We start from the raw sequence: 26,305 nt of genomic DNA, 5'->3' as shown, positions 1-26,305 counted from the left end.
TATCCCCTAAAATCGATCCCGACGCTGCCAGAGCAGCAGCAGGAAAAACGGTCCGCCAATCAGTGAAATGACAATTCCCGCCGGCAGCTGCAACGGGAGAAATGCCAGCCGCCCGACGTTATCCGCCAGCAGCACCAGCAGCGCGCCCAGTACGGCACTTCCCGTCAGCAGTGCCGTTTGCCCTCCGCGCAGCAGCAGGCGCGCCATGTGCGGGGCAATCAGCCCGACAAAGCCGATACTCCCCACGCAGGAGACGCAGGCCGCGGTGAGCACCACGGGGGCAAACACGCGCAGCAGAGCGAGGCGTGAAGTCCGCACGCCCAGCCCCGTCGCAGTGTGGTTGCCGAGCAAGGCTACGTCTGCGGCGCGTGCGGTAAAGAGCAGCAGCGCAAACGCCGGCACTGTCCAGGCAGCAGCGATGCTGACCAGCGTCCAGCTTGCCGTATGCAGGCTCCCCGCCAGCCACAGCATCGCCGTCTGGACGTCGCGCACGTCGGCGGTCGTCATAAAGACCCCCATCGCGGCGGCAAACGCCCATGACACGCCGATGCCGATCAGGATGAATCGCGGGCGCGAGATATCACGCGCCAGCGCCACTACCAGCAGCGCGGTCAGCAGCCCACCGGCCATGCCGATAAGTGGACGCCAGTACGGCCCCAATCCCGGAAACTGAAAAATCAGCAGCAGCACCGCCGCGCTACAGCCCTCTTTCACGCCGATAAGACCGGGGTCAGCAAGGCCGTTGCGGGTAATGGACTGCATGGCCGCCCCCGCCATGCCGAGCATCGCGCCGCACAGCACGGCCATCAGCAGGCGCGGCAGGCGGATATCCATCACAATGTAATGCGCATCCGCCGTCAGACGTTCAGGATAAAACAGCGCACGTCCGATGGCGGAAGCAGGAATGGGCAGCGAACCGTGCGTCAGGCCAAAACTTAGCAGCAGGAGAGCGGCAAGTGATAATACGGCCAGATACAGCAGCGCCCTCGGGCGAACCAGCGCCGAGAAGGAGAAAAATCGTACTGCCCTCAATCCAGCCCGGTTCATTTGAACATCCTTGACGCCATAAGGATAAAGACCGGCGCGCCGACCAGCGCAGTCATCACGCCGGTTGCCAGCTCATACGGCGTAAACAGCGTACGGGCGGCGATATCCGCCATCAGCAGAACCAGCGCCCCGCAGAGGGCTGAAAGCGGCACCATCACGCGCAGGTCCACCGATACCAGACGGCGAATCAGCTGCGGCACCACGAGTCCGATAAACCCGATCGGTCCGGCAACTGAAACCGCCGCGCCGCACAGCAGGGCGATGGCCAGCAGCGCGAGCAGGCGCGTTTTCAGCAGCGACACGCCAAGCCCCTGCGCCATTCTCTCGCCCAGCGCCAGCATGTTCAGCGACGGCGACAGCCAGAGCGCCAGCGCAAAACCCACGGCAGCGGCCCCCGCGGCGCTAGCGATCGTCTCGCCGATGACTCCCGCCACATCCCCCGCAAGCCAGGTCCGCATGGCCAGCAGCGTCTGTTCATCCAGAATCAACACCGTGGCGGTTATCGATGAGGCAAATGCCGACATTGCCACGCCGCACAGCGTGACCTTCATCGGCGTGAGACCGGTACGCCCGGATGAGGAGAACGTTAGCACCAGCAAAAAGAGCGCGGCGGCGCCAGCTGCGGCTATCAGAGGGCGGCCAAACGGCAGCGACAGCCCGAGGGCACTCGTCAGCACCACCGCCAGCGCCGCCCCTGCATTCAGCCCCAGGATATGCGGCTCGCCGAGCGGATTGCGGATCACTGATTGCAGCAGCACGCCCGCGACGCCGAGCGCCGCGCCCGCCACCAGGGCGGCGCATAGCCGCATCAAGCGCAGCCTGACGATCACGCTATGCTCAAAATTGCGCGGGTCGAAGTGGAAAAATGCGTCTACTACCGTCCGGGGGGCGATAACGCGCGCCCCGATGCTCAGGTGCGCAATCGCGCCTGCCAGAAGCAGCAGCGTAAAGAGAATAAAGGCCACAGATGTGCGCATCATGGTTTGTCGTCAGCCTGACGGAACGGCATAAAGAACGGCTTGCCGGTCAGCGGGTTAACCGACATATGCACGTCGACGTCAAACACCGCTTTGATTAGCTCCGGCGTGCAGGCGTCGCCCTCATGCAGTACCCCCTCGACCTTTCCCTGACGTAAAAAGACCAGCGAATCACCGTAATTCACGGCGAAGTTGAGATCGTGCAGAACCACCACCACGGTGCGCCCGTGCCGGCGCGTCAGCGTGTGCAGTAGTTCGAGGATCTCCACCTGGTAGCGAAGATCGAGGTACGTCGTGGGTTCATCCAGCAGGATATAGGGCGTTTGCTGCGCCAGCACCATAGCGATCCAGCAGCGCTGGCGCTGGCCGCCGGACAGGCTTTCAACCAGATGATGGGCAAACTCTGCCGTTCCGGTCAGGCGTAACGCCTCTTCCACGGCCCGCTCGTCTTCCTCGCTCCACTGGCGCATCACGTTCTGCCAGGGGAAACGTCCGCGCGAGACCAGCTCAAATACGGTTAACCCTTCTGGAAGCAGCGGAGACTGCGGCAGGATCCCGAGCTGGCGGGCGACCGCTTTGGTTGGCTGCGAGTGGATGGCTTTGCCGTCCAGCACCGCGCTGCCGCCGAGCGGCTGAAGCAGCCGTGCGAGGGTACTTAACAGCGTCGATTTTCCGCAGCCGTTTGCGCCCACCAGAACAGTCATTTTCTGCTGGGGGATCGCAAGGGAGATATCATCAACGATGATTTTTTTCTGGTAACCCGCGGAGAGGTTCTCAAGAACCAGTCCCGGCTTTTTGATGTAGTGAGCCACGTGAACGCCAACGTAAGAAAAAAAACCAACAAATAAAAATAAAACTCATTCTCTTTTGTGAGTTTGCCGCCGCTCCATGTAGTAGTCAAGCGAAGATATACCCTGTAAATCCCAGGGATAATTGAGCGTCACCGCACAAATTAAAATTCATTTTTATTAATTATTTTCAATAGCTTAAGGAAGAAAGCGAAGCGTGTTAGCCAGAGAGAAACCTCTGTAGCGAAATTTTTATTTATTCCATTTACTACTACATGCCCTCATGCTTGAATGATTCTCAATTACAAGTCCGATGCCGTAGAGGCTAACGGACAGAGCGTAAGGGCAATGACTCACACATTCTTCCGCGAGCATTTCATCGCAGGATATTTTGGGAAAACAGATGTAATGGCTAAGTTCACACCTTCATTCGCCGGGGTAAAAGGGCGCGCGCTCTTTTCACTCCTGTTCATGGCGCCTCTGGTGCACGCAGCAGCAAAAGACGGTGAGACGCTTACCGTCACTGCCGATCCTTACGCTTCCACCGACGCCACCAGCGGCTATCAGCCCCTGAACACCTCCACCGCCACGCTGACCAACATGCCGATGCTGGACATCCCGCAGGTGGTCAATACCGTCAGCGATAAAGTGCTGGAAGACCAAAACGCGACCACGCTAGACGAGGCGCTGTATAACGTCAGCAACGTGGTGCAGACCAACACCCTGGGCGGCACGCAGGATGCCTTCGTGCGCCGTGGCTTCGGCGCAAACCGCGATGGCTCGATCATGACCAACGGCCTGCGCACCGTGCTGCCGCGCAGCTTCAATGCCGCAACCGAGCGCGTGGAGGTGCTAAAAGGCCCGGCCTCGACCCTTTACGGTATTCTCGACCCCGGCGGCCTGATTAACGTGGTGACCAAACGCCCGGAGAAAACCTTCGGCGGCTCGATTTCTGCCACATCAACCAGCTTTGGCGGCGGTAGCGGACAGTTTGACGTCACCGGTCCAATTGAAGGTACGCGTCTGGCCTATCGCCTGACGGGGGAGTATCAGGACGAGGATTACTGGCGTAATTTCGGCACCGAACGCAGCACCTTTATCGCCCCGTCTTTGACCTGGTTCGGCGATGATGCCACCGTGACCGTGCTCTATTCGCATCGCGACTATAAAACGCCGTTCGATCGCGGAACGATCTTCGATCTCAACACCAAAAAGGCCGTCGACGTCGATCGCAAAACCCGCTTTGATGAGCCATTTAACGTGACCGACGGTCAGTCCGACCTCGCTCAGCTTAACGCGGAGTATCGGCTCAACAGCCAGTGGACCGCGAAGTTCGACTACAGCTACAGCCAGGATAAGTACAGCGATAACCAGGCTCGCGTGATGGCCTACGATTCAAAAACCGGCAACCTGACCCGCCGCGTGGATGCGACCCAGGGTTCGACCCAGCGTATGCACACAACGCGGGCAGATTTGCAGGGGAACGTGGACATCGCGGGCTTTTACAATGAGATCCTGACCGGCGTGTCGTATGAGAATTACGATCTGCTGCGCACGGACATGATCCGTTGTAAGAACGTTAAGGATTTCAATATTTACAACCCGAGCTACGGCAGCCTCGGCAAGTGCACCACCGTCTCGGCAGCCGACAGCGATCAAACCATCAAGCAGGAGAGCTACTCCGCCTACGCGCAGGACGCGCTGTACCTGGCCGATAAATGGATCGCCGTTGCCGGACTGCGCTACCAGTATTACACCCAGTACGCGGGCAAAGGCCGTCCGTTTAACGTCAACACCGACAGCCGCGACGACCAGTGGACGCCGAAGCTGGGCCTGGTATACAAGCTCACGCCGGCAGTCTCCCTGTTTGCCAACTATTCCCAGACGTTTATGCCGCAGTCGTCCATTGCGAGCTACATCGGCGACCTGCCGCCGGAAACGTCGAACGCGTATGAAATAGGCGCTAAGTTCGACCTGTTCGACGGCATTACCGCCAACATCGCGCTGTTTGATATCCACAAGCGCAACGTGCTGTACACCGAGAACGTCGGTGATGAAACCGTCGCCAAAACCGCGGGCCGCGTGCGCTCGCAGGGTGTCGAAGTGGATCTCGCCGGATCGCTGACCGAGAACACCAACATTATCGCCAGCTACGGCTATACCGATGCGAAGGTGCTGGAAGACCCGGACTACGCGGGCAAACCGCTGCCGAACGTACCGCGCCATACCGGCTCCCTGTTCCTGACGTACGATATTCACAATGCGTTTGCCGGGAATACGCTGACAATTGGCGGCGGCGGGCACGGCGTAAGCCGTCGTTCAGCGACTAACGGTGCGGATTATTATCTGCCGGGCTATTTCGTGGCGGATGCATTTGCGGCGTACAAAATGAAGCTGCAATATCCGGTGACGCTACAGGTGAACGTGAAGAATCTGTTCGATAAGACCTACTACACGTCGTCGATTGCGACCAACAACCTGGGCAACCAGATTGGCGACCCGCGTGAAGTGCAGTTTACGGTGAAGATGGAGTTTTGACGTAAAAAAGCCCGGTGGCGCTAACGCTTACCGGGCCTACGATCCTAACCCCCACCCTGTGGGAGAGGGTTAGGGTGAGGGGACATCAGGCCTCAATATCCGCCATATCGCCTTTCTCCTGGAGCCAGTTACGTCGGTCTTCAGAACGTTTCTTGGCCAGCAGCATATCCATCACGGCGTTGGTTTGTTGTTCGTCTTCATCGCTGATGGTCAGCTGCACCAGACGGCGGGTGTTCGGATCCAGCGTGGTTTCACGCAGCTGCATCGGGTTCATCTCGCCCAGCCCTTTAAAGCGCTGAACGTTCGGTTTGCCCTTCTTGCGTTTGAGCTGCTCCAGCACGCCCGCTTTCTCTTCTTCCGTCAGCGCATAGTAGACTTCTTTGCCAAGGTCGATACGGTACAGCGGCGGCAGCGCCACGTGGACGTGACCGTTTTTCACCAGCGTGCGGAAGTGCTTCACGAACAGCGCACAGAGCAGCGTGGCGATGTGCAGACCATCGGAGTCCGCATCCGCGAGGATACAGATCTTGCCGTAGCGCAGCTGGCTCAGATCGTCGCTGTCCGGATCGATGCCGATCGCCACGGAGATGTCGTGTACTTCCTGCGAGGCCAGCACTTCATCAGACGAGACCTCCCAGGTGTTGAGGATCTTACCCTTGAGCGGCATGATCGCCTGATATTCACGATCGCGCGCCTGCTTGGCCGATCCGCCTGCCGAGTCCCCTTCCACCAGGAACAGCTCGGTGCGGTTGAGATCCTGGGCGGTACAGTCCGCCAGCTTGCCCGGCAGCGCGGGGCCACTGGTCAGCTTTTTACGCACCACTTTCTTCGCCGCGCGCAGGCGACGCTGGGCGCTGGAGATGGCCATTTCAGCCAGCATTTCTGCGGCCTGAACGTTCTGGTTCAGCCACAGGGTAAACGCATCTTTCACCACGCCGGAGACGAACGCCGCACACTGGCGTGACGACAGGCGCTCTTTAGTCTGACCGGCAAACTGCGGATCCTGCATCTTCACGGAGAGCACGTAGGCGCAGCGGTCCCAGATATCTTCTGCGGAAAGCTTCACGCCGCGCGGCAGAATGTTGCGGTATTCGCAGAACTCGCGCATCGCATCCAGCAGCCCCTGACGCAGGCCGTTGACGTGCGTCCCGCCGAGCAGCGTTGGGATCAGGTTGACGTAGCTTTCCGTCAGCAGCTCACCGCCTTCCGGCAGCCACAGCAGCGCCCAGTCCACCGCTTCGGTGTCACCTTCGAAATTCCCGACGAACGGTTTTTCCGGCAGGGTCGGCAGGCCGTTAACCGCTTCGCACAGGTAGTCGTTCAGACCCTTTTCGTAGCGCCAGCTCTGTTCGGTGTTGTTTACGTGATCTTTAAAGGTGATTTCCACGCCCGGGCACAGCACCGCTTTGGCTTTCAGCAGGTGCGTCAGGCGAGAAACGGAAAAGCGTGGGCTGTCGAAGAAGCTTTCGTCAGGCCAGAAATGGACGCTGGTGCCGGTGTTGCGTTTACCGCACGTCCCGACGACCTGCAAATCCTGCACTTTTTCGCCGTTTTCAAACGCGATGTTATACACCTGGCCATCGCGACGAACGTTCACTTCCACGCGCTTTGACAGGGCGTTAACCACGGAGATCCCCACGCCGTGCAAGCCGCCTGAGAACTGGTAATTTTTGTTGGAGAACTTACCGCCCGCGTGCAGACGACAGAGGATCAGCTCAACGGCGGGAACACCCTCTTCCGGGTGGATATCTACCGGCATGCCGCGGCCGTCGTCGATAACTTCCAGCGACTGATCGGCGTGCAGGATAACGTCCACGCGTCTGGCATGGCCTGCCAGCGCTTCGTCCACACTGTTATCAATTACTTCCTGGCCCAGGTGGTTTGGGCGCGTCGTATCGGTGTACATCCCCGGGCGGCGGCGAACCGGCTCAAGCCCGGTGAGTACCTCAATGGCATCAGCGTTATAGGTTTGCGTCATGATTTAAGCTAGCAATTCGCATTGATTGTCAGTGGCTGTGCAGTCCAAGAAAATCGACAATCTGGGTGAAATGATCTTCAAAGCCCGTGAAAGCATGGTTACCGCCCTCTTCTACAGTCTGGCGGCAGGATGCGTAATACGCCACTGCCTGGCGGTAATCCAGCACTTCATCTCCCGTCTGTTGCAGCAGCCAGATAAGATCGGGCGCTTCAAGCGGGTCGACCTGCATAACTTTGAGATCGTAAATATGGCGTGACTCTAGCACATATTGTTGGCCGGTGTAGGGGTTCTCGTTTTCGCCAAGAAAGTCCCTTAACAGCTCAAATGGCCGGACCGCCGGGTTGACGACGACAGCGGGTAACATAAAGCACTGCGACAGCCAGGTGGCGTAGTAGCCGCCGAGCGACGACCCGACAACGCCAAACGATTCGCCGCCGTGTTCAAGCACGATCGATTCCAGCATCTCTGCCGCATCCGCCGGATAAGGGGGCAACTGCGGAATAATCATCTCCACGTGGGGATGATTCGCGCTCAGCCACTGGCGAAGCTGCGTCGCTTTCGCCGATCGTGGTGAGCTGTTAAACCCATGCAGATAGAGAAGCGTCGACATCAATAGCCTTCCGAAGCGGTATCCGGGCGGAATTGAGCCCCGGTCAGACGGCAAACTTCGGTGGTCAGCGAGCCATCGGCATGCAGCTCCAGCCAGCGCCAGCCCGGTGCGATGGTATCCAGCGTAAAGTTGGCGCAGTGCGGCTTAAACTGCACGCAGGTAGAGGGCGTCGCGAGCAGGCGGCGACCATTCCAGTCGAGATCCTGTTCCTGGTGAATGTGCCCGCACAGCAAATTTTTCACGCGCGGAAATTTCGCCAGTACGCCGTCCAGCGCCGCAGAGTTGCGTAAGCTGTGCTGATCGAGCCAGCTACAGCCCGCCGGCAGCGGGTGATGATGCAGCAACAGCAGCGTATTGCGATTCGGTTCGGCGGCCAGTTTTGTCTCCAGCCAGTCAAGCTGATAGTCGCTCAACTCACCGTGGGGAACGCCAAACACCTGACTGTCGAGGAGCAGAATTTGCCACTGGTCCCCCGCAAAGACACATTTTGCCGGTGAAATCCCCGCATCCTGAAGCGAACTGTACATAGCGGGTTGAAAATCGTGATTGCCCGGTAGCCAGACGCAAGGCACGCTAAAGCTCGCAATCCCTTCAGCAAAATGCTGATAGGCTGCGGAGGATTGATCCTGCGCCAGATCGCCCGTCGCGACGATCAGATCGCATGGCCGCTTTTCAGCATGGATCGCGTCAAGAACCGCCTGATAACTCTCCCAGGTGTTCACGCCCAGAAGCGTCTCATGCTTTTCGGCAAAAAGGTGGGTGTCGGTGATTTGTAATATCCTGACTGGCGCCCCACCAGCAACAGTCAGGTTCAACAGGCTTTCCAAATGGTGTCCTTAGGTAGGTTTATGACGCTAACAAACCGGAATCGCCATTGCTCCATGTGCTAAACAATATCTTAGCCAGTCGGCTAAAAACTGGTTAATTTGATGCTTTTCGTCGCGTTGATGCAACTTTTTATTCGGGTAATCATACCGCGCTTTAAAGCGAAAGATCTGCTGGCTTGAACACACTTCAGCGACCATCGCGTCATGATAAAGACGTACCGTCATCGACGGCAGGCTCCAGTAGCTGATGCTCGGCGCCGTTTGCTCAATCTCCACCAGCGTAGTGTAGCGCGTTGATTCTGTTATCGTTAACCGATACTGCGCGTTGCTCACCTGATAGCTCACCGTTTCGCCGGGCGCGTCGTTTCGCGGCAGCAGGCGGCGCAGCTGGGCGAAATTGGTTTCGCACAGGCGCATCATTTCTGGGAAGTCAGGTGTATAACGCTTCATTTTTTCCACTCGTATCGTAATGTCTGATAATGCAGCTGTAGCCATTGCAGGGCGATGACAGACGCTGCGTTGTCGATTTTCCCCTCTTCTACCCACTGGTAAGCCTGCTCCCGACTCACCACATGAACCCGAATATCTTCGTTTTCATCTGCCAGACCGTGGATCCCTTCCGCTGTCTTGGCGTCCACTTCGCCCACCATAATAGATGAACGTTCCGTTGTCCCACCCGGGCTTGCCAGGTAGCTCAACACCGGTTTCGTCCGGCCGATCGCCAGGCCCGCCTCTTCCAGCGCCTCACGGCGAGCGACGTCTTCGACCGACTCACCTTCTTCGATCATCCCGGCCACCATCTCCAGCAACCACGGCGTATCGCTGGTATCATAAGCCGCAATACGCACCTGTTCGACCAGCACCACTTCATCACGCACTGGGTCATAGGGTAGCAACACAGCCGCATGCCCGCGCTCAAAAATTTCGCGTTTGATTTCACCGCTCATCTCACCGTTAAACAGACGATGCCTGAAACGGTAAAGTTCCATTGAAAAAAAACCGCTATAAAGCGTTTCTCGTGCAATAATTTCTACATCGTTTTTGGCGAAGGTGACAGGCACGTTTTCTGGTTTTTGCATCGGTCGAGTCCTGGTAGCAATGGTGATGAAATTGTGAATTTCAAGGCTGTTTGGCTGCCGTTTGTATGGCTATATGGTAGATTGGAGCAAATTACCGCCAGATGGCACGTTACGCCAACCTTTTGGTGTGGATGATTCTGTTAGAATCGGCAATTATTTTTAATTAGATCAGCGCTAATACTGCTTCACAACAAGGAATGCAAATGAAGAAATTGCTCCCCATCCTTATCGGCCTGAGCCTGACGGGCTTCAGTGCAATGAGCCAGGCAGAAAACCTGTTACAGGTCTACCAGCAGGCACGTCTGGGCAACCCTGATTTACGTAAATCAGCGGCCGATCGTGATGCTGCGTTTGAAAAGATTAACGAAGCACGTAGTCCACTGCTGCCGCAGTTAGGCTTAGGTGCAGATTATACCTACACTAACGGTTTTCGCGATAACAATGGCATCGATTCGAATGCCACCAGCGCCTCTTTACAGCTTACACAAACCCTGTTCGACATGTCCAAATGGCGTGAACTGAGCTTGCAGGAAAAGAGCGCCGGCATTCAGGATGTCACCTATCAAACCGATCAGCAGACGCTGATCCTGAATACCGCGACCGCCTATTTCCAGGTTCTGAGCGCGATTGACGCCCTCTCCTACACCGAAGCGCAGAAACAGGCGGTTTACCGTCAGTTAGATCAAACCACCCAGCGTTTTAACGTGGGCCTGGTCGCCATTACTGACGTGCAGAACGCCCGTTCACAGTACGATACCGTACTGGCTAACGAAGTGACCGCACGTAACAACCTCGACAACGCCCTGGAAGCACTGCGTCAGGTCACCGGTAACTACTATCCTGAGCTGGCCTCTCTGAACGTGGACAGTTTCAAAACGGACAAACCGCAGGCGGTTAACGCCCTGCTGAAAGAAGCGGAAAACCGCAACCTGACCTTGTTGCAGGCACGCCTGAGCCAGGATCTGGCGCGCGAACAGATCCGTCTTGCACAGGATGGTCACCTGCCAACTCTGAGCCTGAGCGCCTCTACCGGCGTATCGGACACCAGCTACAGCGGGTCTAAAACGACCTCTCAGGCCTATGACGACAGCAACGTTGGCCAGAACAAAGTGGGTCTCAGCTTCTCTCTGCCGCTGTACCAGGGCGGGATGGTTAACTCTCAGGTGAAACAGGCGCAGTACAACTTTGTGGGCGCCAGCGAGCAGCTGGAAAGCGCACACCGCAACGTGGTGCAGACCGTGCGTTCTTCCTACAACAACGTAAATGCCTCTATCAGCAGCATCAACGCCTATAAACAGGCCGTCGTCTCTGCCCAGAGCTCACTGGATGCGAACGAAGCGGGTTACTCCGTAGGTACGCGTACCATCGTGGACGTGTTAGACGCAACGACCACGCTGTATAACGCGAAACAGCAGCTCTCCAGCGCACGTTATCAGTATCTGATTAACCAGCTGAACATCAAGCAGGCGCTGGGTACGCTGAACGAGCAGGATCTGCAAATGCTGAACAGCACGCTAGGCAAACCGGTCCCTACGTCGCCTGACAGCGTCGCGCCGGAAAATCCACAGCAGGATGCCGCCGTTGATAATTTCACCCCTAACAGCAGCGCCCCGCTTGCGCAGCCAGCGGCAGCGCGTAGCACCGCACCTGCCAGCAGCGGTACGAATCCGTTCCGTCATTAAGCCTTGCCCGATGGCGCTGAGCTTATCGGGCCTACTTAACCGTAGGCCGGGTAAGCACAGCGCCACCCGGCGCAAAATCACACCTGAACGTAAGCCAACGTAAAGATCCCCCGCATTTCGCCCCTCTTCGCTTCATTTTCAACCACTCATCCTCTATCCTGAGCGTTATTACCACTGGGTCCTGGAAGACAAATATGAAACGGACAAAAACGATGAATCACGCGTCGTTCCGCAAAAGCTGGAACGCACGCCACCTGACACCTGTCGCGCTGGCGGTCACCGCCGTCTTTATGCTGGCAGGCTGTGAGCAAAACGACGAAACGGTTTCGCTGTATCAAAACGCCGACGACTGCGCGAGCGCAACCGGTAAAGCCGCTGAGTGTACGACGGCCTATAACAACGCCCTCAAAGAAGCGGAACGTACCGCGCCGAAATATGCCTCTCGCGAAGACTGTGTAGCCGAATTCGGTGAAGGCCAGTGCCAGCAGGCACCTGCTCAGGCGGGTATGGCACCGGAAAACCAGGCGCAGGCACAGTCCAGCGGCAGCTTCTGGATGCCGCTGATGGCGGGTTATATGATGGGCCGTTTGATGAGCGGCGGTGCGGGCTACCAGCAGCAGCCGCTGTTTAGCTCCAAAAACCCGAACAGCCCGGCCTACGGTAAATACACCGATGCCACCGGCAAGGGTTACGGTGCTGCAACGCCAGGCCGTACGATGACCGTACCGAAAACCGCAATGGCGCCGAAACCAGCCACCACCAGCACCATTACCCGTGGCGGCTTTGGTGAGTCTGTTGCCAAACAAACCACCATGCAGCGTAGTGCGAACGGCTCCTCAACCCGCTCAATGGGCGGCTGATCATGGAACGAGTCAGTATTGTTGAGCGCCCGGACTGGCGCGAAAAAGCCACCGAATACGGTTTCAACTTTCACACCATGTACGGCGAGCCGTACTGGTGTGAAGATGCTTACTATAAGCTCACGCTCGCTCAGGTCGAAAAGCTTGAAGAGGTAACCGCAGAGCTGCACCAGATGTGCCTGAAGGTAGTAGAAAAAGTCATCGACAGCGATGAGCTGATGACCAAATTCCGCATTCCGAAGCACACCTGGAGTTTTGTTCGTCAGTCCTGGAAAACGAACCAGCCTTCGCTCTACTCTCGCCTCGATCTGGCATGGGATGGCGTGGGTGAACCGAAGCTTTTAGAAAACAACGCGGATACACCAACCTCTCTGTACGAAGCCGCGTTCTTCCAGTGGATCTGGCTGGAAGATCAGGCAAATGCCGGAAACTTGCCCGAAGGCAGCGACCAGTTCAACAGCCTTCAGGAAAAGTTGATTGAGCGTTTCGTCGAACTGCGTGAACAGCACGGTTTCAACCTGTTGCACCTCGCCTGCTGCCGCGATACCGAAGAAGATCGCGGTACGGTTCAGTATTTGCAGGACTGCGCAGCCGAAGCGGAAGTGGCGACGGAATTCCTCTATATCGAAGATATCGGTTTAGGTGAAAAAGGTCAGTTTACGGACATGCAGGATCAGGTCATCAGCAACCTGTTCAAGCTCTATCCGTGGGAATACATGCTGCGGGAAATGTTCTCTACCAAACTGGAAGACGCCGGCGTGCGCTGGCTGGAACCGGCCTGGAAGAGCATTATCTCCAATAAAGCCCTGCTGCCGATGCTGTGGGAGATGTTCCCGAATCATCCGAACCTGCTGCCTGCTTACTTTGCTGAAGATGATTTCCCACCGATGGAGAAATACGTCGTTAAGCCAATCTTCTCCCGAGAAGGGGCAAACGTCTCGATTATCGAAAACGGTAAAACGCTGGAAGCGGTTGAAGGGCCGTACGGTGAAGAAGGGATGATCGTCCAGGCGTTTTATCAACTGCCGAAGTTTGGCGACAGCTATACGTTGATCGGCAGCTGGCTTATTAACGATCAGCCTGCTGGGATTGGCATTCGCGAAGATCGCGCGCTGATTACGCAGGATCTGTCGCGTTTCTATCCGCATATTTTCGTCGAGTAAGACTTGCCCGGTGGCGCTACGCTTACCGGGCCTACGCTCAATATGTAGGTCGGGTAAGGCGAAGCCGCCACCCGACATGTTTTTACCCCACCTGCACCGACAGCATACTCAAGCTCCCCATCTCAATACCGTCGACCGGGATTGTAATAACCTCCTGACCATCCCACGCGCCTAGTACATACAGCAATGGCAAGAAGTGTTCCGGCGTCGGGTTAGAGAGCGAACCGCCGTCGTGATCCAGATAGTTCACCAAAGGGTGTCGTTCGGCCGGCCCTTGCCAGGTCAGGTTGTCTTTTACATAGTCATTAAAGGCTGTTGCCCAGGGGTACGGCGTATTTTCACCGTGCCAGCGTACCGTACGCAGATTGTGTACCACGTTGCCACTGGCAATCAGCATGATGCCCTCATCACGAAGCGAAGCCAGCTTACGCCCCATCTCCATGTGCCAGGCAGCCGGTTTGGTGCTGTCGATACTCAGTTGCACCATCGGGATATCGGCATCCGGATACATTTTGATCAACACCCCCCATGAGCCGTGGTCAAAGCCCCAGGCTTCTTTGTCCAGCGCAACCGGAACAGGGGCGAGCAGATCAACGAGCCGCTGCGCCAGCTCGGGGGAGCCCGGAGCAGGATAATGCGTGTCATACAGCGCCTGCGGAAAGCCGCCAAAATCATGAATCGTTTTTGGCGCTTCCATGGCCGTCACACCGGTACCCCGGGTAAACCAGTGCGCAGAGACCACCACAATTGCCTTCGGACGCGGTAACGTCTCACCCAGTTGACGCCAGGCGCGGGTATAGACGTTATCTTCCAGGACGTTCATTGGGCTGCCATGGCCTAAAAACAGTGCTGGCATACGAGAAGAAGACATGGTGATATCCTTAGAGGAGGTGGCAATGTGATGGGCCTACATTACGCGCATTCAGGTGAAGATGAACGCAGATAACCGTGAAGATCATCATCAGGAAATTTGAATGTCAGATATCGCTTAAGGAGAATGCATGTCAGTACCGTTGATTTTGACCTTACTCGCGGGCGCCGCAACCTTTATCGGTGCGTTCCTCGGGGTACTCGGGCAAAAACCCTCTAATCGCCTTCTGGCCTTCTCGCTGGGTTTCGCCGCCGGGATCATGCTGCTTATCTCGCTGATGGAGATGCTGCCCGCCGCGCTTCACACCGAAGGTATGTCGCCTGTTCTGGGCTATGGCATGTTTATCATTGGACTGCTGGGTTATTTTGCGCTTGACCGTATTCTTCCTCACGCGCACCCGCAGGATTTAATGCAAAAAAGCGTTACCCCCATCCCGGGCAATATCAAACGCACGGCCATTCTGCTGACGCTGGGTATCAGCCTGCATAACTTTCCGGAAGGTATCGCCACCTATGTCACGGCCAGCAGCAACCTGGAAATGGGTTTTGGTGTGGCGCTGGCCGTGGCTTTGCACAATATTCCTGAAGGACTTGCCGTTGCCGGGCCCGTTTATGCCGCCACGGGTTCAAAACGTACGGCTGTCTTTTGGGCGGGTATCTCCGGGATGGCTGAAATTCTCGGCGGCGTGCTGGCGTGGCTGATCCTCGGTAGCCTCGTCTCCCCGATTGTGATGGCTGCGATTATGGCTGCCGTGGCCGGGATTATGGTCGCGCTCTCTGTCGATGAGCTGATGCCGCTGGCGAAAGAGATCGATCCCAACAATAACCCCAGCTACGGCGTACTGTGTGGAATGTCAGTGATGGGGATGAGTCTGGTACTGCTGCAAACGGCCGGTATTGGCTAAGAATTTATGCCTCCGTTTTATACGGAGGCTATATATTATTCAAAAAAACAATCCTATATATTTCACCTATAATAACCTGAAAAATATAGTCCTGTTAAAATCCCGAAAAACCACGCCTCTTAAGATAGCCTGCAAATATTAATTAAAACCATCTAAAAATATATTTAAGTCATGTTAATCGCGTCTCCCCACCCCAATTCGTATACTTCGCGAGTATTCTGAAATTAATATTCACATTATGAATCACTCTGAAAAAGGATATTTTCATGTATATGGGTAAAAAACTACTGTTAGCGACGGCTATGGCAGTCATTGTATCGGGTGCTGCTTTTGCAGATGATCAAGGCTCAGGAAAAATCACATTCAAAGGTATTGTTATTGACGCACCGTGCAGTATCGCACCAGACAGCGTTGATAAAGAAGTCGATCTGGGTGAAGTGACCACGGCTGTTATCAACGCCAACAAAAAATCTACCCCGGTACCGGTCGATATCAATCTGGAAAACTGCCAGCTTGACGATCCGGCAGACGAGACCGACACGCCAATTACCAAAGTGGATGTGACCTTTACCAGCGCAGCGACAGACGCGGCGGATACCAGCCTGATGAGCAACACCTATGCAAGCGGTGCGCAGAACGTGGGGGTGCGTCTGCTGGATAACGCGGAGTCTGCTATCACGCTGGGAGAGGCCAACGAGGTTGAGTTGCTGGCGGGTTCAACCACCCAGACGCTGCATTTCAAAGCGGTTATGGAAGTCCCTACAGGTAAAACTGCGACGGCAGGCCAGGTTGAAGCCACGGCTAACTACGTCCTGATGTACAAATAATTCTGTTACGTCACGGCACCAGCCGACTGGTAATTCATACCGGTCGGCACTCTCTATTTACTCGAGTAACAGGATGATGACATACAAATTACAATGGATAATCATCATTGCGTCCCTGTTAATGACGAAAGTTGCCTCTGCCACCGAGTTTAATATAAACGCCATCGATAAAGATCAGCGCGGCAGCGTCGATTTATCACTGTTTAAAGATCAAATATCGGTTACGCCGGGAAGCTATTTCGTTACGGTTGCCGTCAATGATATTCCGCTGGCAAATGGCTGGCAGCTTCGCTGGCGAGAAATAAATAACGCCGTTCAGGTCTGTATTCCCCCCGAGCTGGTCGATACCTTTGCGTTGCAGGATGACGTTCGCCACGCTTTGCCTGAGAAAGAGGGATGCGTTGATTTCTCCGCCAGACCCGACATCCGATTTACTTTTGAGCAAGGCAGCCAGACCCTGAAAGTGACCATCCCCCAGGCGTGGCTGCAATACCGTGCGGTTGACTGGATGCCGCCATCCACCTGGGACATCGGCGTGCCGGGCGTACTGCTGGATTACAATCTTTTTGCCAGCCATTATCAGCCCAATAGCGGCAGCAACAATGACAACGCCAATACCTATGGCACCGCCGGCGCGAACATGGGCGCGTGGCGGCTACGCAGCGATTACCAGTACACGCAAAGCCATACTGACGCAGGCTCGGAGCATAATGGACGTTTTTCACGCGTGTATATGTTCCGCCCTCTGCCCTCGATCGGTGCGAAACTGACGTTGGGTGAAACGGATTTCCAGTCCGCAATTTTTGACGCCTTTACCTACACCGGCGCATCGCTAATCAGCGATGAACGTATGCTGCCATGGTCGCTGCGCGGCTATGCCCCGCAGATTACCGGGATAGCGCAAACCAACGCCACGGTAACCGTAAGCCTTGCCAATCGCGTGATTTACCAGAGTAAAGTGCCGCCAGGTCCTTTTGTTATTCAGGATCTTAACCAGTCGGTTCAGGGCACGCTGGACGTCAAAGTCACGGAAGAGGATGGACGCGTCAGCACCTTCCAGGTCTCGGCCGAATCCGTACCATTTTTAACGCGCAAGGGTCAGGTGCGCTACAAGCTCGCGGCGGGTAAAGCGCGCCAGGGCGCCTCCCATGACGTTGAAGATAACGCCTTCATGAGCGGCGAATTTTCCTGGGGCATGCTGTCGCACACCTCCCTGTATGGCGGTACGCTGGCCGATGGCGACCGCTATCGTTCCGTCGCTGCCGGAATCGGCCAGAATATGGCCTGGCTGGGGGCGCTCTCTTTTGACGTCACGCAGGCCACCAGCCAGCTGCCACACCAGCGCAGCCAGACGGGTTACAGCTATCGCATTAACTACAGCAAGCGTTTCGATACCACCGGCAGTCAGCTTACGCTCGCCAGCTACCGCTACTCAGATCCACAGTTTTTGAGCTACGCCCGCTACCTTGATTATGACGACGGTGACCGCCAGTCGGAAAAACAAACCCTGAGCGTGACGGCAAGCCAGTACATTTCGGCGTTATCCCTGAACCTGTACGTCAATATGCTGCGTCAGACATGGTGGAATGATTCACCCTCCACGACCGGCAGTATCACGGCGGGCTACAACTTTGATATGGGCCGCTGGAAGAACCTTGGCGTAACCCTGTCCTGGAGTAAAACGCATTACGATGAGAAAGACGAAAGTGACGATACTCAGTTCTATCTCTCGCTCAGCGTACCGCTCGATCCCGATCATCGACTTAACTATGACCTGCGTAACCGCGACACGCTGAGCCATAACGTGTCGTGGTACGACACGTCGGATCGCAATAACACCTGGGGCGTTTCCGCGGGCGCGGAGAGCGGGAAGCCAGACTCCGGGGCGCAGTTCAGCGGGAATTATCAGCATTATTCTGCGTACGGCGATCTTAATCTCTCCGGCAGCTATAAAGCTGACGAATATAACTCCCTCAGCGCAAGCTGGAGCGGTTCCTTCACCTCAACGGTGAAAGGCGCCGCGCTGCACCGGCGCAGCTACGGTAATGAACCCCGCGTAATGGTCAGCACCGACGGGGTAGGCAATATCCCGCTGAACATGTCGCGAGATGAGACCAACCGTTTTGGCATCGGCGTTTTACCGTCATTCTCCAGCTATTCCCCCTCCAGCGTGCAGATCAATATGAACAACCTTCCGGATGGCGTGGACGTGGACAACCGCGTCGTGACCTCAACCTGGACTGAGGGGGCCATTGGTTTTCGTCAGATTGCCACGCGTGCAGGTCGGGACGTGGCAGGTGTTCTGCGGATGTCATCAGGAACGCCACCGCTCGGGGCGATTGTTCGCCTGGAAGCAAACGATTTGCAGGTTGGGATGGTGGCCGATGAAGGCCACGTCTGGCTCGGCGCCGTTGAGCCAGAACAGCAGTTTCGCGTGACATGGGGCGACAACCAACAGTGTCGCTTCTCGTTACCTTCTCACTTAGAAAACAGTATGCAGTTGATACTGCCGTGTCAGTAAGAAATCATCATGAAATTAACGCCGATTAAAAGCCTGTGCCTGATGCTAATCAGCACAGCATTTACCACCCATGCGGCCATTAATCTGGACCGCACGCGCATTGTTTTTCCAGAAAGCGACAAGGCCAGCAGCCTGAAAGTGGACAACCAGAGCAAGGCGCTGCCTTATCTGGCGCTCTCCTGGATTGAAGATGAAAAGGGGCATAAAGAAGATGCGCACTTTATGGCGCTTCCCCCCATTCAACGTATCGAAGCGGGCGCCTCGTCGCAGGTAAGAATTGTTAAACAAGCCGCCACCCGCCAGTTGCCAAAAGACAGGGAATCGCTGTTTTATTTCAACCTGCGTGAAGTACCGCCAAAAAGCATCAGCGCCAGCGAGGAGCGCAGCGTGATGCAGGTTGCCATGCAGAGCCGAATCAAGCTGTTCTGGCGTCCGGAAGCGATTAGCAAAAAATCCGGCGAACTGGCTGAAATGCGCATGGAAATTACCGCCAGCGCGAAAGAACTCACGGTCCACAACCCTACGCCGTACTACATCACGCTGGCGTGGCTGAGCAAAAATGCCAAAACCATGCTGCCGGGTTTTGACAGTCTGATGATTGCGCCTTTCGCCACGGCAACCGCCTCTACCGGTGATTACCACGGTAGTTATTACAGCATCGGCTATATCGACGATTACGGCGCCCTAAAAAAAGTCGACGTGCAGTGCACCGGAACGGCGCTATGTAAACTTACCGAACGGAAAATCGATAAAGATGCAAAAGCTCGCTAGTTTCCTGTTTACACTGCTGCTTTCAGCGCTGCCTTTGAAAGATGCGCTGGCGCTTAACTGCTATCTGGGTGGATCTGGCGGCCCCGTCGAGGAGACAAAAACGATCACCCCTTTTGCGATACCCAGCAACGCTCAGGTTGGTCAAAAAATATGGGAGTCTGATGACATTAAAATTCCGGTGACGTGTGATAACAACGTCACGAGCAATTTTGAGCCGGAAGATGTCTTTGCATGGGTGAACCCTTATCCTGCCGCAACCGATCCCTATTATGAACTGGGCGTCACCTATGAAGGCATAGATTACGATGCCACGGGCCAGCCCAACGGCGTGGATACCCGCCAGTGCCTGGACAACGATAACATCACCATTTACACCGCGGATCAAATCCGCCAGATGGGTTGGGAGAATCGCATCTGCTCCGGCAATCCGGATGATATCCATATTTCACGCACGTTCGTCGCCCGATTACGACTTTTCGTGCGAATTAAGGCTATGCCGCCACATGGTTATATCAGTTCGCTCAGCGATTACATCGTTGTGCAGTTTGACGGTAAGGGTGGCGTTAATCAGATGGCCGACGCGAAGAACCTCAAGTATCACATCAACGGACTGCAAAACATTACGGTGCTTGATTGTGGAGCGACGTTTAGCATTTTCCCTGAAAATCAGGAGATCGACTTCGGCGCCTTCAGCGCGCGCGACATTGTGAATCAGCAGACGCGTATGCGCACGTTTTCAATACGAACCACCAAAGTGCAGGATGCCCAGTGCTCGGACGGATTTAAGATGGACTCGTCGTTTTACACAACCGAAACGCTTAGCGCAGACGACACCGCAGTACTGATAGGGAATGGGTTAAAGCTGCGTATTCTTAACGGAACGGAGCCTTACACCTTTAACCAGTACAAGGAGTACGCCGATTTTACGGGCGATAAGATGAATGTTGAGCAAAACTACACGGCTGAACTTTCACGGGAGGAAGGGAAAGCGATTCAGTCCGGGCCGTTTGAAACCGTGGTACTGTTCAAAATTAACTACCACTAGAAACAACAAAGCCGGGTTTCCCCGGCTTTTTCACATCAGCATGTTCAGCTGGCTTTGCGCTCGTGCGCGCGGCGGTACTCAACCAGATCTTCAATCGTCACCACTGGCATATTGTGCAGACGCGCAAAGGTGATGCACTCCGGCGCGCGCGCCATGGTGCCATCATCGTTGGTCAGTTCGCACAGCACGCCTGCGGGTTTGAAGCCAGCCAGCGTCACCAGATCGATGGTCGCTTCGGTATGACCACCACGGGTCAGCACGCCGCCCGGCTGCGCGCGCAGCGGGAAGACGTGACCAGGGCGGTGCAGATCGGATGGTTTCGCACCATCAGCAATCGCTGCACGCACGGTAGTCAGGCGGTCAGCCGCCGACACACCGGTGGTTACGCCATGCGCTGCTTCAATGGTCACGGTGAAGCCGGTACCAAAGGCGCTGGTGTTGTTTTCAACCATCATCGGCAGATCAAGCTGCTTGCGACGGTCTTCGGTGATGCACAGGCATACGATGCCGCTACCGTGACGGATGGTCAGCGCCATCTGCTCAACGGTCATGTTCTCGGCGGCAAAAATCATGTCGCCTTCGTTTTCACGGTTTTCATCATCAAGCACCATCACACCGCGGCCTTCGCGCAGTGCATCCAGTGCATGTTCAACACGTTGAGTTGAAGTGCCAAAAGAGGAAAGTAGCGTCTGATTCATGGTAAAAAAACCTCATTAACTTTATGGTTACCAGAATCAGGGCAGTCTTAGGAGCGCCGTACTAGCGGCAAAAAAATAACGTGAGCGGGCCATGCCCGACTGGATCGTTACTCTCTCCCATCCGGACTCTAACCGTCGGCCCCGGAATTACACCGGATCTGCTGACCTTTGAGAATTCACCCAAAGCGCTCGCGGGCTTTCAGCGTTAAGCTGATTTACCGCCGGTGGGGAATTTCGCCCCGCCCTGAGAATAAGCGAGATAACTATAACGCTATTGATTACCCTGGGCAATGCATAAGCTTCAAACAATTTTGTTTAACCCACGGCATGACGCGCTACAATAGGCACTAACACCTTTTCATCAAGGGAAACGACAATGATTGACCCAAAGAAAATTGAGCAGATCGCGCGTCAGGTTCATGAGTCCATGCCGAAAGGTATTCGTGAGTTTGGTGATGACGTTGAGAAGAAAATCCGCCAGACGTTGCAGGCACAGTTGGTTCGCCTTGATTTAGTCAGCCGCGAAGAGTTTGATGTGCAGACTCAGGTGCTGCTGCGCACCCGCGAGAAACTGGCGCTGCTGGAACAGCGTCTGAGCGAGCTGGAGAGCCGCAATGCGCCGGAAGAAGTGAAGCCAGCGCCAGCTATTCCACCGGTGGATGACCAGGCATAAGTGCGGCCTGCTGTGCCCGGTGGCGGCTACATGAACGCGTAGGTCGGGTAAGGCGCAGCCGCCACCCGACATAAAAAAACGGGCCTGTTGGCCCGTTTTTTACTGACTGTCTTTCTGGATCTTCTTAATGATGTTGGTGGTTGAACACCCGTCCTCAAAGTTGAGCACCATCACTTCACCACCATTTGCCCAGACCTCTTCGCTACCTGCGATTTGCTCTGGTTTGTAATCACCGCCCTTCACCAGCAGGTCAGGCAGAATTCCGGCAATCAGGCGCTGCGGGGTGTCTTCTTCAAATGAGACCACCCAGTCCACCGCTTCCAGCGCGCCGAGCACGATCATACGCTGCTCCAGCGGGTTCACCGGACGCGTTTCACCCTTCAGACGTTTGGTTGAGGCATCGCTGTTGACCGCCACAATCAGACGATCGCCCAGCTTGCGCGCATTCGCCAGATACGAGACATGACCCGCATGCAGGATGTCGAACACACCGTTAGTCATCACTACTTTTTCACCGCGTTTGCGCGCGGCAGCAACGGCCACTTTCAGCTCGTCTTCGGTCATGACGCCAAAGCCGGTATCCGCACGCCCACGCACCGCGTTTTCCAGCTCGATTGGCGAAACGGTGGAGGTCCCGAGTTTACCAACGACCACGCCCGCCGCGGCGTTCGCGAAGTAGCATGCTTCTTCCAGGGAGTTACCCGCCGCCAGCGTCGCCGCCAGCACGCCAATCACCGTATCACCGGCACCGGTCACGTCGTACACTTCCTGCGCCTGGGTTGGCATATGCAGCGGCGCCTTGCCCGGTTGCAGCAGCGTCATGCCCTGCTCGGAACGGGTCACCAGCAGCGCAGACAGCTCGAAATCAGCGATGATTTTCATGCCGCGCTCAACCAGCTCTTCTTCAGTTTTGCACTTGCCCGCCACCGCTTCGAATTCAGAGAGGTTTGGCGTCAGCAGGGTTGCGCCGCGATAGCGCTCAAAATCGGTGCCTTTCGGATCGATCAGCACCGGTACGCTGGCTTTACGCGCCAGCTGGATCATGGTCTGCACGCTCGCCAGCGCGCCTTTGGCATAATCAGACAGCACCAGCGCGCCGATATTGCCCAGCGCCTGGCTAATACGCTCGTGCAGCGGCTCAGGATCAACGCCTTCGAATCCTTCTTCGAAATCGAGGCGGATCAGCTGCTGGTTACGCGACAGGACGCGCAGCTTGGTGATGGTTGGGTGGGTCGGAACAGAAACGAAGTCGCACTTCACGTTCACGTCCGCCAGCGACTGACTCAGGGCGCGCGCCGCATCGTCAATGCCGGTCAGGCCCACCAGACGCGAATGCGCGCCCAGCGAGGCTATGTTCATCGCCACGTTTGCCGCGCCGCCTGGACGCTCTTCAATGGTGTCGACCTTAACTACCGGCACCGGCGCTTCCGGAGAGATACGGCTGGTCGGCCCATACCAGTAGCGATCCAGCATCACATCACCGACAACCATAACTCCAGCACGTTCAAACTCTGGCAGTGTTACTTTCATTCCTGACTCCAGAAAGATTCACAATTTGCGCGCGATAATATCACACTTGTTTTGTTACGCACGGTTCCACCAGCCACTTCTGCCAGCTTGTGGTCACCTGCGCGCGTTCATCGGCGAAACAGTCCAGCGCCACATGGCCCGGCTGTTCCTGTAAGGCCAGATGGTGCAACTCATCACGCAGCGTGGTGTAGGCGCGGGTTAATGCCTGCGCCTCCTGCTCATCCATAATGTCGTTCTGCGCCAGCAGTTCCAGTATGCGCACGTTATCCGACCAGCGGGTCAGCTTCGGCTTATCGTGCGCGTGCAGCAGCACCAGGTACTGAGTGATAAACTCGATATCGGTAATGCCGCCTTCATCGGCTTTAATATCAAAGCGATCGCGATGTTTGTTGCCAAGGTGCGCGCGCATCTTCTCCCGCATTTCCCGCACTTCGGTTTGCAGCGTACTGCCCTCGCGCGGGGTCGTCATGACCGCCTTGCGGATCGCATCGAACTGCGTTTTGAGCTGCGGATCGCCGTATACCACGCGGGCGCGCACCAGCGCCTGATGCTCCCACGTCCAGGCTTCGTTCTTCTGATAGTCGGCGAAAGCCTCCGTCGAGGTGACCAGCATGCCTGCCGCGCCGGACGGGCGCAGACGCGCATCCACTTCATACAGAATGCCGGATGAGGTGCGGGTGCTGAACAGGTGCATAATGCGCTGGGCCAGACGCAGGTAGAACTGCCGCCCGTCAATCTCACGTTCGCCGTCGGTCATGACGTCTGCCGGACAGTCGTGGAGGAAAATCAGATCCAGATCGGAGCTGTAGCCCAGCTCCCAGCCGCCCAGCTTGCCGTAACCCACCACCGCAAAACCGCGGCCTTCGCGCTCTGCAAGGTGTTTCGGCTGCCCGTAGCGGGCCACCATCTGCACCCACGCCTGATGGACAACCGCGTCGATGATCGCTTCCGCCAGCCAGGTTAAGTGATCGCTCACTTTCATTACCGGCAGGGTACCGGCGATATCTGCCGCCGCCACGCGCAGCATCTGCGCCTGCTTAAACTGACGCAGCGCCTCAAGCTGTTGCTCTTCGTCCTCTTCCGGTACGCGCAGCAGATACTGACGCAGCTCGTCGCGGTAGGCATCCGTCGCCGTAGGCTGATACAGCGTATTCGGGTCGAGCAGTTCGTCCAGCAGCAGCGGATAACGCGCCAGCTTGTTCGCCACCATCGGCGAGGCGGCGCAGAGGGAAATCAGGTGCTTCAGCGCGCCGGGAAACTCGCTTAACAGCTCAAGGTAAGTGGTACGCGTGACGATCCCGCTCAGCAGCGGCATCATGCGCGACAGCGGCACCGGCGCATCCTCGCGGGAGCAGACATCGCTCAGCAGATGCGGCATCAGATGATCCAGCACCTGACGACCGCGCGGGCCAATGGCGCGTTTGTTCAGTTCGAAGCGGAAATCGGCAATCAGCGCCACCACGCGATGGCGGGCATCGTCGCTTAAGTGCGCCAGCACCGGCGTGGTGTCATCTTCCTGGAGCGCGTCCTGCCACAGCTCGCGCCAGTGCTCGGAGAGCGCATCGTCCTGCGATTCACTTTCGTCGTCGCCGATCAGATCGTTAAAGATGCGGCGCACGCCCGCCATATGCGCTTCCAGCCGTTCCGTCAGCGCCGCCCAGTCATCCACCCGCATCCCCCAGGCCAGACGCGCCCGGTTCAGCTCGTCGCCCGGTAACGTCTGGGTCTGTTCGTCGTTGATACTTTGCAGCAAATTTTCCAGACGACGCAGGAAGAGATAAGAGTCACGCAGCGTTTGCGCATCGCCTTCCGGCAGCAGATGCAGCTGTTCGATAGCGCTCAGGGTCGGCAGCAGCGAGCGGGATTGCAGAGAAGGTTCACGCCCGCCGCGTATTAGCTGGAAGACCTGGACGATAAATTCGATCTCACGAATACCGCCCGCGCCGAGCTTGATGTTGTCTTTCAGGCCACGGCGACGCACCTCGCGGGCAATCATCCCTTTCATATTTCGCAGGGACTGGATCACGCTGAAGTCGATGTAGCGGCGGAACACAAACGGGCGCAGCATGGCGCGCAGCTCGTTGGCCCAGGCATCGTCGCTGTCACCCATGATCCGCGCTTTGACCATCGCGTAACGCTCCCAGTCGCGACCCTGCTCCTGGTAATAATCTTCCAGCGCGGCAAAGCTCAGCACCAGCGGACCGCTGTCGCCAAACGGACGCAAACGCATATCCACGCGGTAGACAAAACCATCCTGGGTGGGCTGATCCAGTGCCTTAATCAGCCGCTGCCCCAGGCGAGTAAAGAACTGGGCGTTGTCCAGCTCGCGACGACCGCCGCGCGTGGAGCCGTTCTCCGGCCAGGCAAAAATCAGATCGATGTCTGAGGAGAAATTGAGCTCGCAGCCGCCCAGCTTGCCCATCCCCAGAATCAACAGCGGTTGCGGAACCCCGTCTTCGCTGCACGGCGTGCCCCACTCTTTACAGCAGGCGGCGTAGAGCCAGTCCCGCGCGGCGACAATCAACGTCTGCGCCAGCTCGCTCAACTGCTGCAAGGTACTCTCTTCGCTCACCAGCTCCAGCGCCTGCGCCCAGGCAATGCGTACCATCACCCGGCGGCGGAACTGACGCAGTACGCGCATCAGCGTGGCTTCGTCTGCCACCTCTGCCAGCGCGGTTTGCAGCCAGCCAGCATAATGCCGCCACTCGTCAGCCTGCGGCGGCGCGCTTTCCAGCTCTGCCAGCCAGTCCGGGTTGGCGCTGACGCTCTCCTGCACAAAATCACTGAACGTGAGCACGCTTTTCGCCTGCTCGCTTAACGATGACGCGGGTAACGACTCAGGCAGGCGTTCGCAAACGGTCTGCCAGTGCTGCTGTAACTGCGAAGAAAGCGGCATATCAGGGGTTCCTTGCCAGA

At 56.5% G+C, this 26,305-nt stretch carries 22 protein-coding genes and 1 riboswitch; of the genes, 10 read left to right on the top strand and 12 right to left on the bottom strand.

The genetic code is table 11. The features are described 5' to 3' along the window. Positions 1–6: 6 nt before the first annotated feature. The 3 genes from ACWKXX_RS11860 to ACWKXX_RS11850 are packed head-to-tail and all read right to left on the bottom strand — an operon-like array spanning position 7 to position 2,836. Entirely contained in the window at positions 7–1,047 is a 1,041-nt protein-coding gene (locus ACWKXX_RS11860) for a FecCD family ABC transporter permease (RefSeq protein WP_017384048.1), read from the bottom strand. Further along, a complete protein-coding gene (locus ACWKXX_RS11855; protein WP_023295453.1) occupies positions 1,044–2,027 on the bottom strand; it encodes a FecCD family ABC transporter permease in 984 nt (327 codons plus the stop codon). The genes ACWKXX_RS11860 and ACWKXX_RS11855 overlap by 4 nt, the downstream gene beginning before the upstream one ends. Then, positions 2,024–2,836, bottom strand: coding sequence for an ABC transporter ATP-binding protein (locus ACWKXX_RS11850; protein ID WP_017384046.1), 813 nt, complete (start codon positions 2,834–2,836; stop codon positions 2,024–2,026). The genes ACWKXX_RS11855 and ACWKXX_RS11850 overlap by 4 nt, the downstream gene beginning before the upstream one ends. Before the next feature lie 384 nt (positions 2,837–3,220). Between ACWKXX_RS11850 and ACWKXX_RS11845 the strand changes: the two genes are divergently transcribed. Further along, entirely contained in the window at positions 3,221–5,350 is a 2,130-nt protein-coding gene (locus tag ACWKXX_RS11845) for a TonB-dependent siderophore receptor (protein ID WP_064489687.1), read from the top strand. A gap of 85 nt (positions 5,351–5,435) precedes the next feature. On the opposite strand, the gene parE is transcribed toward ACWKXX_RS11845, so the two are convergent. Genes parE through nudF form a run of 5 tightly spaced genes read right to left on the bottom strand, consistent with a single transcriptional unit; the run spans position 5,436 to position 9,844 of the window. Then, a complete protein-coding gene (gene parE / locus ACWKXX_RS11840) occupies positions 5,436–7,328 on the bottom strand; it encodes a DNA topoisomerase IV subunit B (RefSeq protein ID WP_017384044.1) in 1,893 nt (630 codons plus the stop codon). A 28-nt stretch (positions 7,329–7,356) separates the two neighbouring features. Beyond that, positions 7,357–7,938: an esterase YqiA gene (gene yqiA, locus ACWKXX_RS11835; RefSeq protein WP_015571888.1), complete on the bottom strand. Its 582-nt coding sequence runs from the start codon at positions 7,936–7,938 to the stop codon at positions 7,357–7,359. Beyond that, positions 7,938–8,765, bottom strand: coding sequence for a 3',5'-cyclic-AMP phosphodiesterase (gene cpdA / locus ACWKXX_RS11830; RefSeq protein WP_017384043.1), 828 nt, complete (start codon positions 8,763–8,765; stop codon positions 7,938–7,940). Before cpdA ends, yqiA begins: the two co-directional genes overlap by 1 nt. Before the next feature lie 27 nt (positions 8,766–8,792). Next, positions 8,793–9,215, bottom strand: coding sequence for a DUF1249 family protein (locus tag ACWKXX_RS11825; protein ID WP_003862516.1), 423 nt, complete (start codon positions 9,213–9,215; stop codon positions 8,793–8,795). Next, the gene (nudF, locus tag ACWKXX_RS11820) at positions 9,212–9,844 is read right to left on the bottom strand and encodes an ADP-ribose diphosphatase (RefSeq protein ID WP_196063898.1); all 633 of its coding nucleotides are present in this window, start codon (positions 9,842–9,844) and stop codon (positions 9,212–9,214) included. Before nudF ends, ACWKXX_RS11825 begins: the two co-directional genes overlap by 4 nt. 203 nt (positions 9,845–10,047) lie before the next feature. On the opposite strand from nudF, the gene tolC reads away from it, so the two are divergent. From tolC to ACWKXX_RS11805, 3 genes are all read left to right on the top strand, one after another. Beyond that, positions 10,048–11,526, top strand: a complete 1,479-nt coding sequence (tolC, locus tag ACWKXX_RS11815; protein ID WP_017384041.1) for an outer membrane channel protein TolC — start codon at positions 10,048–10,050, stop codon at positions 11,524–11,526. Between the two features lie 194 nt (positions 11,527–11,720). After that, positions 11,721–12,386, top strand: coding sequence for a DUF1190 family protein (locus ACWKXX_RS11810; protein ID WP_032649565.1), 666 nt, complete (start codon positions 11,721–11,723; stop codon positions 12,384–12,386). A 2-nt stretch (positions 12,387–12,388) separates the two neighbouring features. Further along, positions 12,389–13,549: a glutathionylspermidine synthase family protein gene (locus tag ACWKXX_RS11805; RefSeq protein WP_017384039.1), complete on the top strand. Its 1,161-nt coding sequence runs from the start codon at positions 12,389–12,391 to the stop codon at positions 13,547–13,549. 82 nt (positions 13,550–13,631) lie between these two features. Here the strand turns inward: ACWKXX_RS11805 and ygiD are convergent, their stop codons facing one another. Then, positions 13,632–14,420 (bottom strand): 4,5-DOPA-extradiol-dioxygenase, encoded by a 789-nt coding sequence (gene ygiD / locus ACWKXX_RS11800; RefSeq protein ID WP_017692656.1) that lies wholly within the window; start codon positions 14,418–14,420, stop codon positions 13,632–13,634. 130 nt (positions 14,421–14,550) lie between these two features. Between ygiD and zupT the strand changes: the two genes are divergently transcribed. The 5 genes from zupT (at position 14,551) to ACWKXX_RS11775 (ending at position 20,488) form a co-directional block, all read left to right on the top strand. Then, positions 14,551–15,324, top strand: coding sequence for a zinc transporter ZupT (gene zupT / locus ACWKXX_RS11795; RefSeq protein WP_015571892.1), 774 nt, complete (start codon positions 14,551–14,553; stop codon positions 15,322–15,324). Between the two features lie 266 nt (positions 15,325–15,590). Continuing rightward, positions 15,591–16,151, top strand: a complete 561-nt coding sequence (locus tag ACWKXX_RS11790) for a fimbrial protein (protein ID WP_015571893.1) — start codon at positions 15,591–15,593, stop codon at positions 16,149–16,151. A gap of 76 nt (positions 16,152–16,227) precedes the next feature. Further along, positions 16,228–18,672 (top strand): fimbria/pilus outer membrane usher protein, encoded by a 2,445-nt coding sequence (locus ACWKXX_RS11785; RefSeq protein WP_032103349.1) that lies wholly within the window; start codon positions 16,228–16,230, stop codon positions 18,670–18,672. A gap of 9 nt (positions 18,673–18,681) precedes the next feature. Further along, positions 18,682–19,443: a fimbrial biogenesis chaperone gene (locus tag ACWKXX_RS11780; RefSeq protein WP_045341634.1), complete on the top strand. Its 762-nt coding sequence runs from the start codon at positions 18,682–18,684 to the stop codon at positions 19,441–19,443. Then, positions 19,427–20,488: a fimbrial protein gene (locus ACWKXX_RS11775; RefSeq protein WP_017384036.1), complete on the top strand. Its 1,062-nt coding sequence runs from the start codon at positions 19,427–19,429 to the stop codon at positions 20,486–20,488. Before ACWKXX_RS11780 ends, ACWKXX_RS11775 begins: the two co-directional genes overlap by 17 nt. 44 nt (positions 20,489–20,532) lie before the next feature. Here the strand turns inward: ACWKXX_RS11775 and ribB are convergent, their stop codons facing one another. Then, positions 20,533–21,186: a 3,4-dihydroxy-2-butanone-4-phosphate synthase gene (gene ribB / locus ACWKXX_RS11770; protein ID WP_015571897.1), complete on the bottom strand. Its 654-nt coding sequence runs from the start codon at positions 21,184–21,186 to the stop codon at positions 20,533–20,535. Positions 21,187–21,291: 105 nt separating this feature from the next. Next, positions 21,292–21,442: riboswitch (FMN riboswitch) on the bottom strand. Between the two features lie 120 nt (positions 21,443–21,562). Here ribB and ubiK point away from each other — a divergent pair. Further along, positions 21,563–21,859, top strand: a complete 297-nt coding sequence (gene ubiK, locus ACWKXX_RS11765) for a ubiquinone biosynthesis accessory factor UbiK (protein WP_000566823.1) — start codon at positions 21,563–21,565, stop codon at positions 21,857–21,859. Between the two features lie 99 nt (positions 21,860–21,958). Here the strand turns inward: ubiK and hldE are convergent, their stop codons facing one another. Both hldE and glnE read right to left on the bottom strand, forming a co-directional pair. Further along, the gene (gene hldE / locus ACWKXX_RS11760; RefSeq protein ID WP_015571898.1) at positions 21,959–23,389 is read right to left on the bottom strand and encodes a bifunctional D-glycero-beta-D-manno-heptose-7-phosphate kinase/D-glycero-beta-D-manno-heptose 1-phosphate adenylyltransferase HldE; all 1,431 of its coding nucleotides are present in this window, start codon (positions 23,387–23,389) and stop codon (positions 21,959–21,961) included. Between the two features lie 40 nt (positions 23,390–23,429). After that, positions 23,430–26,285: a bifunctional [glutamate--ammonia ligase]-adenylyl-L-tyrosine phosphorylase/[glutamate--ammonia-ligase] adenylyltransferase gene (gene glnE, locus ACWKXX_RS11755; protein WP_023304442.1), complete on the bottom strand. Its 2,856-nt coding sequence runs from the start codon at positions 26,283–26,285 to the stop codon at positions 23,430–23,432. Positions 26,286–26,305: the final 20 nt, after the last annotated feature.

It is taken from the genome of Enterobacter sp. UPMP2061, assembly GCF_053709615.1.
Note: the sequence above shows the minus strand (reverse complement) of the source record. Positions and strands in the feature narration are given on the sequence as shown.